The sequence below is a fragment of the Streptococcus pseudopneumoniae genome (assembly GCF_001068775.1).
Taxonomy (GTDB): Bacteria; Bacillota; Bacilli; order Lactobacillales; family Streptococcaceae; genus Streptococcus; species Streptococcus pseudopneumoniae_N.
Map to the genome: position 1 here is coordinate 1 of NZ_JWAJ01000121.1, position 13,465 is coordinate 13,465.

Genomic DNA, 13,465 nt, shown 5'->3' on the forward strand with positions numbered 1-13,465 from the left:
AAATAGAGAAATTGCCTCTCTACTTGGAAAAGCTCCTCAAACTATCCACACTGAAATCAAGCGTGGGACAGTCCTACAATATGTTGGAAAGGGGCGCTTTAAAGAAGCTTACTCTGCTGACTACGCTCAACAGTCTTATGAAAGTGCTGGCATTAAAAAATCATCACACATCACGCAAGGGAATCGCTATATCAAACAGGCTTTGACCATATCGGGATTGATTGCAGCACATTCTAATACTCTTCAAAAATCTCTTCAAACCACGTCAGCTTCGTCTTGCCGTACTCAAGTACAGCCTGCGGCTCGCTTCCTAGTTTGCTCTTTGATTTTCATTGAGTATAAGAATCATTTCTCCACCAAGCAGACTTATCAAATAGAAAAGGCGCTAGGACTGAGGAAACAGTTCTAACGCCAAAACTAAAAAAATTTCAATTACAGTATAGCACAGGAGGTGATTTTTTGCGCTTTTTACTGTTTTTATTCATTATAAGATTGTAGGGATCTAACCTATGACCTAGGCTTTACGAGTGCCTTGCTCTACCAACTGAGCTAAATCGGCGATTACACTTACAGTATAGCACTATAAGAAAGGATATCAAGGGATTCTTAACCCATCTTTTTAATCAAAATCTGACAAGGATTTTGAGGCCCCCAAAGTTGTGGAAAAATCTCTAATTTTTTAAAGCCAAGACTGCGATAAAAGACATTTGTTCGATCATAATCTTTATTAGAGCCTTCTGCTACTGTTTTCACTTGTAAATAATCAACGTTTTTGCGAGCTTCACTTTCTAAAGTAGCAAGCAATTGACTCCCAATCCCTCTACCTTGATGAGCTTTTTTTACACCGAGACAATCAATCTCTGCACAATCTTCACTGGAATAGGACAAGCTCACAAAGCCAAGCAAATCACTCTCCTGAAAGGCGGTCCACACTTGCAAGTCCTTGGCTCCTTCGATGTAAGCTTGCGTGCTTTCTGGTATTCCAAACCATTCTGGCAAATCCTTTAAAATCTCAGCGACAACTGCCATTTTTTGATCCTCATACTTGACTTCTTTAATTACAAACATCATAAGTTCCTTTCTTGATTTTAGTCTTACTTTACCACTTACGAACCCGCACTTTCATAGGCATCCAAGCCCCTGTCCCAGAGTTTGAGGGAAATAACAAAGAAAACAAGGGAAATCAGAATCAAACCACCAATATTAAAGAAGACATCCTTGTCCTGCAAGAAATAGCTGGCAGGATAGTAGGCCGTAAAGGCGAAAGGAACGATAAAGCTGATCAACCATCGAAGAAATGAATTGTAAATGGAAATCGGGTACTTGGCAAAATCATTAAACATATAGAAAATGTAAATCATGGCACCTGACTGCTTGGTCCAAAAAGCGATGCTGGCTGTTGCGATTTTCAAGGAAGTATAAATCAAGGTCGCAAAAGGAATACAGACTAGGAAAATTAGGAATTTTGGAAAAGTCCAAGCAATGCTGGTCACCGTTGTCGCTAGGAGAATTCCACCAACCAAGAGTTCGCCCAAGGCATCAATCTGAAAGGTCTCAACAAGGATATGGAAGAGAGGGTTGATGGGACGAGTCAGATACTTGTCAAACTCCCCTTTTCGAACTAGTCGTTGACCTAAAGCCCAGAGATTGTCAAAAAAGAGATGGTCCAATCCCTTGGGAATCAAGGAAAAACCATAGATAAAGGCTATCTCTTGAAAGGTCCATCCTTCTAAGGATGGGATATGTTGAAAGATGACATTGAGAAACAAGAGGTTCAGGCCTTGAGTCAGAAAGACTCCCAAGACACCAACCACAAAATCCACCTTGTATTCCATGATTTGCTTGATGTATTGTCTGATAAAAATCAGATGAATGCGTTGATATTTTTTCATACTAACCTCCCTGAATGGTGATAAATGACTGGACTCGTTTCCAAATCAACTGAGACAAGCCCACCATCACTATAAGCCAGAAAAACTGAAGCAAAAGTGCTTGAAGAATCTGACTGGTATCGTATTTCCCAACGATAATCATGACAGGAGTGTAAATCAAGGATGAAAAAGGCAAGAAGGACAGAATATCTGAAACAACCTTTGGAAAGAAAGCCAAGGGAATCAAACTGCCAGACATAAAGGCCACTATTGAAGTCTTGAGTAGATTGGAACCCCATAAATTTTTAAATACAAAGGCTGAAAATCCAAAGCAGATATTAAAGAAAAAGTTAATCAGATAAGCCAGAGTTAAGCTAAAGAGATAAAGGACAGTTAATCCCAGCACTTCTACAATACCTTGCCCAGATAAGATTTTCATCAAAACAATGACACTTAAAAATGGCAGTCCAACAGAGATAAAAATCAACCACTTGGAGCCAAGTTCGGTGAAAAGGTAAGAGGCCGCAAAATGCACTGGTCTCAGCAAGCGCATGATAATAGAGCCATCCTTGACCTCCTCCCCAATCATAAAGGAGCTATCAGACCTGGTCAAAAGATTGGTCACAAAACTCATGATGATGTAGAGGGTGATATCTGCCATACTGAAGCCCTGAATCAAAGGCTCCTGGGAGGAGTCAAAGACTGCCTTCCAGAGATAGAAAGCGACAAAAGCCCCCATGACATCACCAATCCGATAAAGTAGAAAGTTGACTCGATAGCTAATCAGCTCCTGAACTCCTGCATTGATAAAGGGTTTATAACGTCTCCACAATTTGACCATCTTAGAGCTCCTTTCGATAGAAGCGACGGATAATATCCTCAATATCCGTATCTACCATCTTCAAATCACGGACTTCAAAATCAGACAGGGTTTGTTTAATAATATCAGCTGATTGGTAGCGGGAACTATCGAATTCAATATTGAGAGTGTTTCCTTGTCTATCAATGGTCATATCCGAAAAACCTTCATAGTGAGAAAGGAGATGACTTTGACCTGGTACCAGTTCAAAAGAAAGAGTCTTCATCTTGCCAAATGTTTCCTTGAGCTGGCTAACCGTTCCATCAAAAATCTCCTGCCCCTTGTCAATCATAAAAATCCGATCACAGAGTTGCTCAATATCACTCAAATCATGAGTAGTCAAGAGAATAGTTGTCTCTTCCTCTTGATTGATCTGGGTAATAGCACGTCGAATGTTATCCTTGACCGACACATCTAAACCAATAGTCGGCTCATCTAAAAAGAGAACTTTGGGATTGTGAAGCAAGGAAGCCGCAATATCCGCCCGCATCCGTTGACCTAGTGAAAGAGTCCGCACAGGATCCTTGATAAATTCCTTCAAATCCAAGACTTCATTCAAAAAGTCCATGCGCTTATGAAAGAGCGAGTCTGGCACATCGTAAATTTCTTTTAAGACAGTATAAGTCTCTTGTAGGGCCAGATCCCACCATAGCTGGGTGCGTTGTCCGAAAACGACTCCAATATCCTTGACATAATCTTGACGATTATCCTGAGGAATCTTGCCGTTAATACGACAAAAACCAGTTGTCGGTTTCAAAATCCCAGTCAGCATTTTGATGGTTGTCGACTTCCCAGCACCATTTGCTCCGATAAATCCTAAAATCTGCCCTTTTGGAACTTCAAAGGTTAAATCCTTGACTGCTTCAAAGGTCTGCTTTTCAGGATGAATAAAGGAGCGCAAAGCTCCCTTCAAGCCCGGTTCCTTGACTGTCTTCACAAAATTTTTCTGAAGATGTTCCACTTCTATCATTGCCATATCTATCTCCCTTTAGTAAGAAACAACATTGTATTTTTGACTACAAATATTCTAAATCCTTACTTTCTACACCTTCTCAATATTATTACAGAAGGATTTATACCAACCTATTATAGTCCAATAAGAAATGGAATGCAAGCGTTTGCCTAAAATTTATGAAATTAGAGATTTCTCTCTTAAAATGAAACTTTTAATCAAAAATTCTGGTTTAAGAGTTTCCTTAAAACACCAAAAAAGCAGCCTTCTTTTTCAACATAAGGAAAGAAAGCCCTAATAACACCCTATTATAGTGCAAATGTCTACGGAAAACAAGTGTTAATTTATATCGAAAATTTTTATCCCTAAGAAAAGATAAAAAGGTGATGCTGCATCACCTCCCTCTACCAAGTTAAGTCTTCAATCATGCTTCTTACTTGTGAATCAAGAGTCTTATCCTTCTTCAGTTCTCCAACCAAAGTCTGAATCTGCCGGACTAGATTTGGATCATTGTCATTATAGCATCGATGAAGCATCCAGATGTTATGCACAGTTGGACTTTTTAGAACTGACTCCATCAATAATTCCTCATAGCCTTGATGATAAAATCGCTCCACAAAGTGAACCAACTCACCTGGAGCTCCAAAATCTACTTCTGGATGCTTGGAAATAAAGTCTAAGACGGGGTCAACCAAATCAAAGGTTTGAGGGTAAGCCTCCATGGCATCTACAATCTCGTCTGCCAACTCAAATTCTTGGTCTTCAGTAATTGCATCATGCAAAGCAACTAACATATCATCTTTAGTAAGCATCTGATTTTCCTTTTCAACTTTTCCATATCATTATTCGTTTTTGAACTTCTTCTTCACTCATCAAACCTTGTTCGTAAGTAGTTTTCCAACTCCTTTTGGGATAACACACTAGAAAGCTCAAACACATACTCATAGCCTTCATCACAAAAGAAAACCTTCTCTTCAGCTGGAAACCATTTCCGAAGCCAGATAATATAGGAGGCATAATCTTGTAACCTGTTCGTTGAATCAAAGTAATCAATCACAAAAACATTTTTCTTGCTACTCAGTGAACTTTCCAAGGTAAGCTGTGGACTTTGATAATCCCAAGAAAGCGAGTAAGCTTTTTCAGGATTCGTCCTTTCTCTGATCAAAATACCTGGGAACTTTTCTCTCAAAGCAGTACAAAAAGCTTGTAAATCTAGGAATATGGGGTCTTTACTCTCAATAAAGACAAAATCAGCAGTACTCATCAGTCTCTCTCCTTCTTTTTAAAACTGAAAACAGACCTTAACCATCAATGGCAAAATTCTCCAGACTCTCAAATGCCTGTCCCTGATAGTTAAAAGAAAAGATATGAATATCATCAAAAGTTTGATCACAGTAGGTTACTGTTTGCCTCTCTGGCTCGATGATAGGTTTACCCAATTTTTCAGTAGCTTCTTCATCTGTGAAATACCCGTAAAATTCTTGTAAATGAGGCAGTATAAAGGCAAGAATACGAGACCTGTTTTTATGGTAATTGGATGCAAGCAACTGAGCTTCCACCTCAAAATTCCCATTTGGTTTTTCTTCCCAAGCTACAAGAACATCATCTACTTCATATAGGTAGGCTTGCAAGGACTGATCGAATATCATGGCTATCTTTCCTTTCACAAGTACTGTAAGATTCTCACACCTAAACATCGAAAAACCTATAATCGCTAGCAATCCAATGCCAACAAGCTTTCCAAATGAATCTAGTGTAGCTAAAACTGCAATTAAAGCATCATCAATATATGCTCCGGAGGTTTCATGAATTCCAAACAACTTTGCAAATCAGTTAGAATTTCTGCCGTAAGAAAAGATTTTTCATCCTTATTTATAACCTCCCTTACTTGAATCATTATTCTCCTCCACCATTTCAATCCAAGAATCAAAATACTGCTCCATAAAATAGGTCTGCTCTGCAATCAAACCTTTATTAACCTTCTCATCCAAGGGCGCTAAAACCCACTTGTCTTCTATATCATCACGACGTCGAATGATAGCAACCAACTTTCCAGTAAAGACTTCCAAAGGCTGTTGCTGGTCATGGGAAACAATATAAACATCTTGCTCTTCGCCATCTCCCCCCATCAGTTCAGGTATGTAGCCATAGTTAATCGGATAGACATTCCCAAAAGAATCTTCAAACCCCACCGGCCGATCAATGACACCACTAAATATTCTCTCTTTGAATTTCATCTTTTCATTGCCTCCGTATGACATTTCCTAGATTCATTATACAAGAAAAATCCCGCCGTAGCGAGATTTTCTATCTATAGCCTAATTAAGCTTTACCTTCTGAACCGAATACGTCGATACGTTCTTCAACTGATGCTTGGATAGCTTTTACACCGTCAGCCAAGAATTTACGTGGGTCGAAGAGTTTCTTCTTGTCGTATTCTGCTTCGTTTGCTTCGTAGTCACGAGCAAATTTACGAGTTGCGTTAGCGAATGCGATTTGGCATTCAGTGTTAACGTTAACTTTAGCAACACCAAGTTTGATAGCTGCTTGGATTTGCTCATCAGGAATACCTGATCCACCGTGCAATACGATTGGGAATCCTGGTACAGCTTCAGTCAATTTTTGCAAGTGGTCAAGGTGAAGACCTTTCCAGTTTGCTGGGTAAGGACCGTGGATGTTACCGATACCAGCTGCCAAGAAGTCGATACCAGTTGCAACCATTGCTTTAGCGTCTTCAATTGGAGCCAATTCACCGTCACCGATGATTCCGTCTTCTTCACCACCGATAGTTCCAACTTCAGCTTCTACTGATACACCATTTGCGTGAGCAAATTCTACAACTTTACGAGCTTTTTCAAGGTTTTCTTCAACTGGAAGGTGTGAACCGTCAAACATAACTGAAGTATAACCAACTTGAATACACTCAAGTGCATCTTCGTAGTGACCGTGGTCAAGGTGGATAGCTACTGGTACAGTGATACCCATTGATTCAACAAGGTTAGCGATCAAGTTGCGAGCAACTTTGTAACCACCCATGTATTTAGCAGCACCCATTGAAGTTTGGATCAAAACTGGAGCTTGTTTAGCTTCTGCTGCGCGCAAGATAGCTTGAGTCCACTCAAGGTTGTTTGTGTTAAATCCACCAACTGCATAACCGTTGTCACGAGCTGCTTGGACAAATTTTTCTGCTGAAACGATTGCCATTTTATCAGGCCTCCTGTATATTTTTATGGGACATCCCATTTACATTGTTCATTTTATCACTTTTTAGCAAAAAAAGCTAGTTTTTCCCGTAGTTTCGATTGAATTTCTTCTATTTTTAGATATGTAAACCTTTTCCCACTTGGTCTAATCCTTGTTCTGAGGCAGATTCATGTAAAATGCCAAGTGGTCGTTATATCTTTCGAAACGATAGTAGATTTCTTCGTTTTCCAATAAACTTTTGACGACGAAGAGTCCCAAACCAGCTCCCTTGCTTTGTCGACTAGAGGACGTGAAGGATTGTTCAAATTTATCTTGTTCCTCAGGTGTACAGGCGTTCTCTATAAAGACCCAATCATCTTTTGATCCAATTTTTAAATAACCACCTTGAACAGAGTGTTTCACAGCATTACTGATAAGATTGGAAAGAATCAGCTTTAGTACTGAAGAATTTAGATAAGTTTGTTGGTCAGTCAGTTGATTTTCTACAGTGATTTTTCTCTCTTTGGCTAATAAATCATAATCCTTTAAGAGAAAATCTGTCATTTCAAGAAGGTTGATTTCTTCTTTCCTATCTCGCAATTCTTGCACTGAAGAAAGAGATAGGATTTGCTGGACATGGTGACTCAAATCATCCACGATACCCAAAGAAACTCCCAGGTAATGGTCACGATCTTTATAGCGTCCAATATTGGCTTGCATATTTTCCAGAAGAATCTTCAGACTAGCTAGAGGTGTTTTCAGTTCGTGGGAAGCACCTCGTAAAAACTCAACCTTCATCTTTTCCAGCTGGAGAATGGCCTCGTTTTTCTCATGCAAATCTGCAATCACAGTCAAGAGATGCTGATAAAGGCTGTTGATTTGTTCTTTAAGATCGCCAATTTCATCCTTAGAATCCACGCGCAACCTCACTTCTGCATCCAAATCCATCATCCGTCGAGTCACTCGTTTGATTTCCAAAATAGGAGCAACAATGGTTCTAGCATAGATAAAGGCGATGAGGAGCGAAATGATGAAAGACGCTAATAAAGTATAAGGCAGAAATTGAAGACTGATGTTTTCTGCTTCTTTCTGCAAATCCATAGAAGCTAAAAACTGTAAGGTCATCGTCTGACCATCCTTAGTTTGAACCTCTCTTTCCTCGATAACCAAGGAGGCCGTTTGTCGTTGTTTATCAATGGGAAGATTATCATTGACCTCCAACTTATCCTGAGTCATCTCTCCCTTAACAGCTCCCTTAATATCACTGCTTTTAGAATAAAGTTCAAGGACTTCCTGAATAGCTTGACTATCTTTGCCTTGGAGGGACTGGGCAATTTCTGTAGCCTTCAGTCCGATACTCTCCTGACGGTGACTGAGATAGGTCGGAGGAAAGAGGAAATAGATGGCCAAATGCAAACAAATGACCAAGGTAGAAAATACCGAGAAGGTATAGATAAAAATTTTTTTAAATAAACCTGAACGTCTCATTTTCTCTCCAATTTATAACCAACATTGCGCACGGTAAGAATACAATCTAAATCCAATTTTTTCCGTAGTTCCTTGATATAGACATCGATCACTCTGTCAAAAGGGATCTCATCTGTCATCTTCCATACAGCATCGATAATCTGCGACCGTGTTAAGGCTCGACCTTCATTTTTAACCAGATAGTCTAAAATTTCCAGTTCTTTTGCATTCACTGCGACCTCTTGACCAGCCACTTTGGCGCTATAGCTGTCAAAGTCTACCTCGGTGTCTCTATAGGTAAAAATACGACCAGTATCATAATAACGTTTAAAGATGGCATCCACTCGTACTTTTAACAAAGATAGAGAAAAAGGCTTTTCCAAATAACCATCTGCTAATGCAGCAAAGGCACTCATCTTATATTCTTCGTCCTGAAAGGCTGTTAACATGAGGACTGGAACTTGACTAGACTTACGGATTTCTGACAAAACCTCTAAACCATTGAGTTTAGGCATTTGAATATCTAAGAGAACCAAGGCAACTTGATGGTTCGAAAATTGCTCTAAAGCTTCTTGACCATCTGCAGCCTGAATCGTTTCATAGCCACAATCCGTCAAATAATCACTAATTCCCTCGCGGATCATGTCTTCATCTTCTACAATTAGAATTTTCATATAAATCCTTTTCTATCAAAAATGCTACCTATATTATATCTCATTTGAATGAGAATAGGTAGCATGTTTTTTATTCACTATCCAACAAGAGTTCTTTTGGTTGTTTAAAGAGGAGATTACTTGAAGCAAGTGCCATAACTAGTACCACTAGAACTAATCCAAGTACAAAAACGATAGCAAAGTCAGAAGATTGAATGGAAATATCCAGACTTGAAAGTGTCTTGCTAAAGCCGTCCACTTCTGCACCACCACCAAGATTAGAGGCTTGGGCTGCCTTACTAGCTTGCTTAGCCACATCTGATGTGACATTTGCAAGCACTGTATTTCCAATGGCACGAGCAGTATAGTTAGCTAAGAAGTAAGCTGAAATTAGTGCTGGAATTGCAATCATAACTGCTTCTGTGATAAATTGTCCTAGAATACTTGCTTGTTTTAGACCAATTGAAAGGAGAATTCCAACCTCTTTACGACGGGCGTTAATCCATAGTGTAAGTAAGAGAGCAAGTAGTAGAACAGAGAAGCTCAAGCTACCCCAGAAGAGAAGATTAGCCATCTTGTACATGCCTGAAATAGATTGTTCAAGGGCAGGATAGTTAGATGAACTCTTAATCAAGCTATACATCTTCCAGTTGATACCGTTGATAGACCCTAATTCTTGCATGACACTATCTAGGTTCTTATCTCCAGCTACAAAGAAGGTAGCATCTCCATAAATAGCTGTATCTTCTGTATAACCATAGAGTTGGGCTGCTGTGTGAATATCTGTGATAGCTGTATTCTCATAGAGTTCTTGTGAGTAGGTTACAGCAGATTTGTTGTGTCCATCAAAGAGTCCTTTAATCGTTACTTCTACTGTTTCCTTGGCTCCTTTTTCATTATCGGCATCGTATATATTGGAGTTGAGTGTGACCCTGTCTCCTACCTTCCATCCATGCTTTTCTGCCAAATCTTTATGCATGAGAATCTGGTACTTGTCGTTATTGGTTAAATGCTCACCTTCAACCAGTTTATAAGAGCCTGATACAAACTTATCTTCCTTAGAAGAGTCGTTGACACCTGTTATCATCAAGCTACTTCCAAAACGTTGAGCTCGATCAGCCGTTAGATTTTTCTTGGTTTCAGGTGTCTCAATCAATTCGTAGCCTGTTAAATCACCGATAGCATTAATCCGTTTGATGTAAGATTCGATGGCCTTATTTTCAGTAATTTTTTTAATATCTTCACCCTTGATATTCCCTGCACCACGTGGAGTTCCTTGGTTGACCCTACGGTTGATTTGCATGGAGAAACTATTGGTGATATTTTTAAAGGTTTCTTGAGAAGCCTTGGCTGTCGCACCCTTGATAGACAAGCCGACCAAACTCAAACTAGCCATCAAGAGAATGATAAGAAAGATCACAAGCGACTTAAAAAATTTTCTTGTGACATAGGCAAATGCGTTGTGTAACATAAGATTCCTTTCTAGATTTACTTCAGTTTTTAATATGTTTAAAAGTTTTAGTTACTATTTTTTCTTGTTTCAGTCAGTTTCTTATCCTTCAATTCAAGTGTAATATCTGACGCCTGTGCTACTTCCTTGCTGTGGGTCACAACGATCACACACTTGCCTGTTTTCTCAGCGAGAGATTTGAGAAAATCGATGATATCCCCAGCAGTCTTAGGATCTAGGTTTCCTGTTGGTTCATCTGCTAAAATCACTGGCGCCTCAGATACAAGACTACGAGCAATGGCAACCCGTTGTTGCTGTCCACCTGATAATTGGAGAACATTCCGCTTGATCTGACTTTCATCTAAACCAAGTTCAAGAAGGGTATCTTTGCTAGCTTTTTTATTAACCAAGCGGATATTTTCCAATGGAGAAAGATAATCAATCAAATTATAGTTTTGGAAAACCAAAGAAATATGGTGCATTCGGTGATAAGAATAACCTTGTTCACGAATATCCTTGCCTTCGAATAGGATAGCACCTTCGACTGGGCTATCAAGTCCTGCTAATAGAGATAAGAGTGTTGACTTCCCAGCTCCTGATTCTCCGATAATACTATAAAACTTGCCTGGTTCAAAATCGTAATTGATTTTATATAATACAGCTTCTGCAGTGTTCTTGTAACGATAAGTCAGATCTTGTAATTGTAGTAAAGTCATGATTTCTCCTTTATTAACTAATAGATGATAAAATTTCCTTAGGTGATTTTCTAAATAAAAATAGGAAACAAAGTGCAACTGACAAGCAACTAATGATAAGTAGGAAGATATAAGATTCTCCAAATGATAAAAGACTTGTTGAAAGATTCGTTGCTTTTGCTAGCGTATCTTGTAGGGCAGCTTGGTCGCCACTTGCTAGTACAGTTTTTAAAAGATAGGAAGTAATGGCATTTCCTGCAAGAAATGCTGGTAGAATTGCTGCCAATGAAACCAGAATGACTTCTAGACAGAATTGGCTATAGATTGCTCCTTTTCCCTTACCTAGCGCCAATAAAATACCAACCTCGTAAACTCGCTCTCGTAACCAAAGGGACAAGACCAAGACCAGAGCTCCTACACCAGCAATCATAATGCCATAGAGGAAAATTTGGAGGAAGGTTTGGAAGGTCGAAACGGAATCCTTGATTTGTTCAAAGGCCTTATTTTCCTTTTCAACTTGGAAACCTTGGTTTTCAAGGGATAACTTTTCAACCTCTTGAATGATGCTATCCATATCTTTGGGATTTTCTAGATAGAAACGAGCGGCAGTAACTTGAGCTTCCTTATTTCCAAGAAGAGTTTGGCTACTTTCGTAGTCTGTATAGACCGTGTTTTCACTAAAATCTGAGCTAAGACCAGTGAATTTTTCTTGCTTCTTACCTGAGAAAATACCTACGATTTCATAGTCTAGCCTTTGTCCACTATTTCCTTCTACTTGACCAAGATTTAAGCTAATCTTATCTCCTACTTTTAGATTGTTTTTATTTGCTAAATCTTCATGGATTAAGATTTTTTTGCTATCTCCTTTTTCTAAATGCCTTCCTTCTTTAAGGGTAAAGGCAGAGCTAGTAAAGGAGACATCCTTAGAGGAATCTTCTAAAGCTATCAAACTGATGAGATTTTTTTCAGCCTCTGTCAAATCATCCCTTTGAATACTTTGTTCTCCAGTAACGACTTCTTTATCCGTCAACTTGGCTATTGTCTCAAGCTCTGGGGAAGGATTTTCAAGACCATTTATTTTTTTTAGGTCATCTAGTTGAGACAGTTGAAAGGTCTGTTCTGCTTCTATTCTTTTAATAGAAAAAGACGTATTCAGTGAGCGATAGAGATTATTTTCTACTGTTTTGTTGGACTTCATGAGCGTCAAACAAGCCGATATTCCAGCCAATAAGACAAATAGAATCAAGAATAATATGAGACTTCTCAGTCGTTTTCTGCTGACGTAAGCCCAGGCTCTTTGAGTGGGATTCATATAGCACCTCCATATTTGTAAGACTATTATAATATCCAAATATGAAATGTTTATGAAATAAGAAAAATTTTTGAAATAAAATAAGCCAGTATTTCTACTGACTTTATATTTATAAATCCCCCAGATTAAAACAGAGAAAATGCAGCAACTAAACCAGACAGGATGTTAGCTAGTGCATGTATGATCCAACTTGTTAAAATGGAGCCTCCAGCTTTCTTTTCATTAACAAAACCAAGATAAGCTGCTATTGCTCCAGTAAAAAATATAATGAAAAAAGTGACTTCTAAACTTACTACGGAAGCAAATAATACTCCATGAAGCAATCCAAAAGCGATAGCCTGTATCGTATTTGCAAAGACAAACGGCATGTGATTTGCCATTCGTTTCAGTAGAAATCCTCTAAATAGCAGTTCCTCTGGCAAAGATGTTTGCAAAATACTGTAAATTAGAATACTTGGTAAAGCCCTATAGTCCATACCAGAAAAAGCCGAAGTAGCCGTTTCTATACTACGTGTTAGAGGAAAGATAAACATATAAAAAATGGTAAATAAGAGAAATCCACCAATTATCCATGCGATCAGATAAGAATCTTTAACCCTTTTAATAGATTTTAAACCAATCCATTCCATAAATGGAACTTTCCCCCTCACAGCCAGAAACCACCAGATAGAAGGTAGTAAAATAATAAATAGAATTTGAATAAAGGCACTTATGATTCGTTGAAGTTCATTAACCATCGTAATCCTCCTTTACATTTTTGAAATACATATTTTAAATCAGGAAATACAAGTCATTAACTATGAAAGCTTTCCCGATAATAACCGTTATAAACTAGGATAGATTTAAACTTTTCTACACTACTCTCTATATTTTTTTAATACTGATTTCTTTTCCTTCTTTTCTATCTATAGTAAAATGAACCTAAAACAGTACATAATGTGGTATAATCTTCTTATGGCATATTCAATAGATTTTCGTAAAAAAGTTCTCTCCTATTGTGAGCGAACAGGTAGTATAACAGAA

The 13,465-nt window shown here is 38.5% G+C and carries 15 protein-coding genes and 1 pseudogene; 1 reads left to right on the top strand and 15 read right to left on the bottom strand.

The window, feature by feature from the left end; translation table 11 throughout:
* Positions 1 to 142, top strand: a pseudogene (locus ADF68_RS10565) (helix-turn-helix domain-containing protein); the annotation flags it as partial.
* A gap of 464 nt (positions 143 to 606) precedes the next feature.
* Here the strand turns inward: ADF68_RS10565 and ADF68_RS06590 are convergent.
* From ADF68_RS06590 to ADF68_RS06660, 15 genes are all read right to left on the bottom strand, one after another.
* Positions 607 to 1,068, bottom strand: coding sequence for a GNAT family N-acetyltransferase (locus ADF68_RS06590; protein ID WP_049549132.1), 462 nt, complete (start codon positions 1,066 to 1,068; stop codon positions 607 to 609).
* 38 nt (positions 1,069 to 1,106) lie between these two features.
* Positions 1,107 to 1,892: an ABC transporter permease gene (locus tag ADF68_RS06595; protein ID WP_049549133.1), complete on the bottom strand. Its 786-nt coding sequence runs from the start codon at positions 1,890 to 1,892 to the stop codon at positions 1,107 to 1,109.
* 1 nt (position 1,893) lies between these two features.
* Entirely contained in the window at positions 1,894 to 2,712 is an 819-nt protein-coding gene (locus tag ADF68_RS06600) for an ABC transporter permease (RefSeq protein WP_049549134.1), read from the bottom strand.
* A gap of 1 nt (position 2,713) precedes the next feature.
* A complete protein-coding gene (locus ADF68_RS06605) occupies positions 2,714 to 3,706 on the bottom strand; it encodes an ABC transporter ATP-binding protein (RefSeq protein ID WP_049549135.1) in 993 nt (330 codons plus the stop codon).
* 380 nt (positions 3,707 to 4,086) lie between these two features.
* Complete coding sequence (locus ADF68_RS06610; protein ID WP_049549136.1) at positions 4,087 to 4,494, bottom strand: hypothetical protein; 408 nt, start codon at positions 4,492 to 4,494, stop codon at positions 4,087 to 4,089.
* 53 nt (positions 4,495 to 4,547) lie between these two features.
* The gene (locus ADF68_RS06615; protein WP_049549137.1) at positions 4,548 to 4,946 is read right to left on the bottom strand and encodes a hypothetical protein; all 399 of its coding nucleotides are present in this window, start codon (positions 4,944 to 4,946) and stop codon (positions 4,548 to 4,550) included.
* Positions 4,947 to 4,983: 37 nt separating this feature from the next.
* Entirely contained in the window at positions 4,984 to 5,331 is a 348-nt protein-coding gene (locus ADF68_RS06620; RefSeq protein WP_049549138.1) for a hypothetical protein, read from the bottom strand.
* A 219-nt stretch (positions 5,332 to 5,550) separates the two neighbouring features.
* On the bottom strand, positions 5,551 to 5,919 hold the full coding sequence (locus ADF68_RS06625) for an inorganic diphosphatase (protein WP_049549146.1): 369 nt from the start codon (positions 5,917 to 5,919) through the stop codon (positions 5,551 to 5,553).
* Between the two features lie 85 nt (positions 5,920 to 6,004).
* Entirely contained in the window at positions 6,005 to 6,886 is an 882-nt protein-coding gene (locus ADF68_RS06630; protein WP_049549139.1) for a class II fructose-bisphosphate aldolase, read from the bottom strand.
* A 144-nt stretch (positions 6,887 to 7,030) separates the two neighbouring features.
* Entirely contained in the window at positions 7,031 to 8,353 is a 1,323-nt protein-coding gene (gene vncS, locus ADF68_RS06635) for a sensor histidine kinase VncS (protein WP_049549140.1), read from the bottom strand.
* A complete protein-coding gene (gene vncR, locus ADF68_RS06640; protein WP_049549141.1) occupies positions 8,350 to 9,006 on the bottom strand; it encodes a response regulator transcription factor VncR in 657 nt (218 codons plus the stop codon). Before vncR ends, vncS begins: the two co-directional genes overlap by 4 nt.
* Before the next feature lie 70 nt (positions 9,007 to 9,076).
* Entirely contained in the window at positions 9,077 to 10,456 is a 1,380-nt protein-coding gene (gene vex3 / locus ADF68_RS06645) for an ABC transporter permease subunit Vex3 (RefSeq protein WP_049549142.1), read from the bottom strand.
* Between the two features lie 47 nt (positions 10,457 to 10,503).
* The gene (gene vex2, locus ADF68_RS06650) at positions 10,504 to 11,151 is read right to left on the bottom strand and encodes an ABC transporter ATP-binding subunit Vex2 (RefSeq protein ID WP_049549143.1); all 648 of its coding nucleotides are present in this window, start codon (positions 11,149 to 11,151) and stop codon (positions 10,504 to 10,506) included.
* Between the two features lie 13 nt (positions 11,152 to 11,164).
* On the bottom strand, positions 11,165 to 12,442 hold the full coding sequence (locus ADF68_RS06655; protein ID WP_049549144.1) for an ABC transporter permease: 1,278 nt from the start codon (positions 12,440 to 12,442) through the stop codon (positions 11,165 to 11,167).
* Positions 12,443 to 12,567: 125 nt separating this feature from the next.
* Positions 12,568 to 13,179 carry a CPBP family intramembrane glutamic endopeptidase gene (locus ADF68_RS06660; RefSeq protein WP_049549145.1) on the bottom strand — a complete coding sequence of 204 codons (612 nt, stop codon included), beginning with the start codon at positions 13,177 to 13,179 and terminating at the stop codon, positions 12,568 to 12,570.
* Between the last annotated feature and the right edge of the window lie 286 nt (positions 13,180 to 13,465).

What these genes read in the sequence shown, in the direction of transcription:
- vncS (WP_049549140.1), bottom strand. Translation starts at nt 8,353, where the DNA reads ATGAGACGTTCAGGTTTATTTAAAAAAATTTTTATCTATACCTTCTCG.
- ADF68_RS06595 (WP_049549133.1), bottom strand. Translation starts at nt 1,892, where the DNA reads ATGAAAAAATATCAACGCATTCATCTGATTTTTATCAGACAATACATC.
- ADF68_RS06660 (WP_049549145.1), bottom strand. Translation starts at nt 13,179, where the DNA reads ATGGTTAATGAACTTCAACGAATCATAAGTGCCTTTATTCAAATTCTA.
- ADF68_RS06630 (WP_049549139.1), bottom strand. Translation starts at nt 6,886, where the DNA reads ATGGCAATCGTTTCAGCAGAAAAATTTGTCCAAGCAGCTCGTGACAAC.
- vex2 (WP_049549143.1), bottom strand. Translation starts at nt 11,151, where the DNA reads ATGACTTTACTACAATTACAAGATCTGACTTATCGTTACAAGAACACT.
- ADF68_RS06590 (WP_049549132.1), bottom strand. Translation starts at nt 1,068, where the DNA reads ATGTTTGTAATTAAAGAAGTCAAGTATGAGGATCAAAAAATGGCAGTT.
- ADF68_RS06600 (WP_049549134.1), bottom strand. Translation starts at nt 2,712, where the DNA reads ATGGTCAAATTGTGGAGACGTTATAAACCCTTTATCAATGCAGGAGTT.
- vex3 (WP_049549142.1), bottom strand. Translation starts at nt 10,456, where the DNA reads ATGTTACACAACGCATTTGCCTATGTCACAAGAAAATTTTTTAAGTCG.
- vncR (WP_049549141.1), bottom strand. Translation starts at nt 9,006, where the DNA reads ATGAAAATTCTAATTGTAGAAGATGAAGACATGATCCGCGAGGGAATT.
- ADF68_RS06625 (WP_049549146.1), bottom strand. Translation starts at nt 5,919, where the DNA reads ATGAAATTCAAAGAGAGAATATTTAGTGGTGTCATTGATCGGCCGGTG.
- ADF68_RS06610 (WP_049549136.1), bottom strand. Translation starts at nt 4,494, where the DNA reads ATGCTTACTAAAGATGATATGTTAGTTGCTTTGCATGATGCAATTACT.
- ADF68_RS06605 (WP_049549135.1), bottom strand. Translation starts at nt 3,706, where the DNA reads ATGGCAATGATAGAAGTGGAACATCTTCAGAAAAATTTTGTGAAGACA.
- ADF68_RS06615 (WP_049549137.1), bottom strand. Translation starts at nt 4,946, where the DNA reads ATGAGTACTGCTGATTTTGTCTTTATTGAGAGTAAAGACCCCATATTC.
- ADF68_RS06620 (WP_049549138.1), bottom strand. Translation starts at nt 5,331, where the DNA reads ATGATATTCGATCAGTCCTTGCAAGCCTACCTATATGAAGTAGATGAT.
- ADF68_RS06655 (WP_049549144.1), bottom strand. Translation starts at nt 12,442, where the DNA reads ATGAATCCCACTCAAAGAGCCTGGGCTTACGTCAGCAGAAAACGACTG.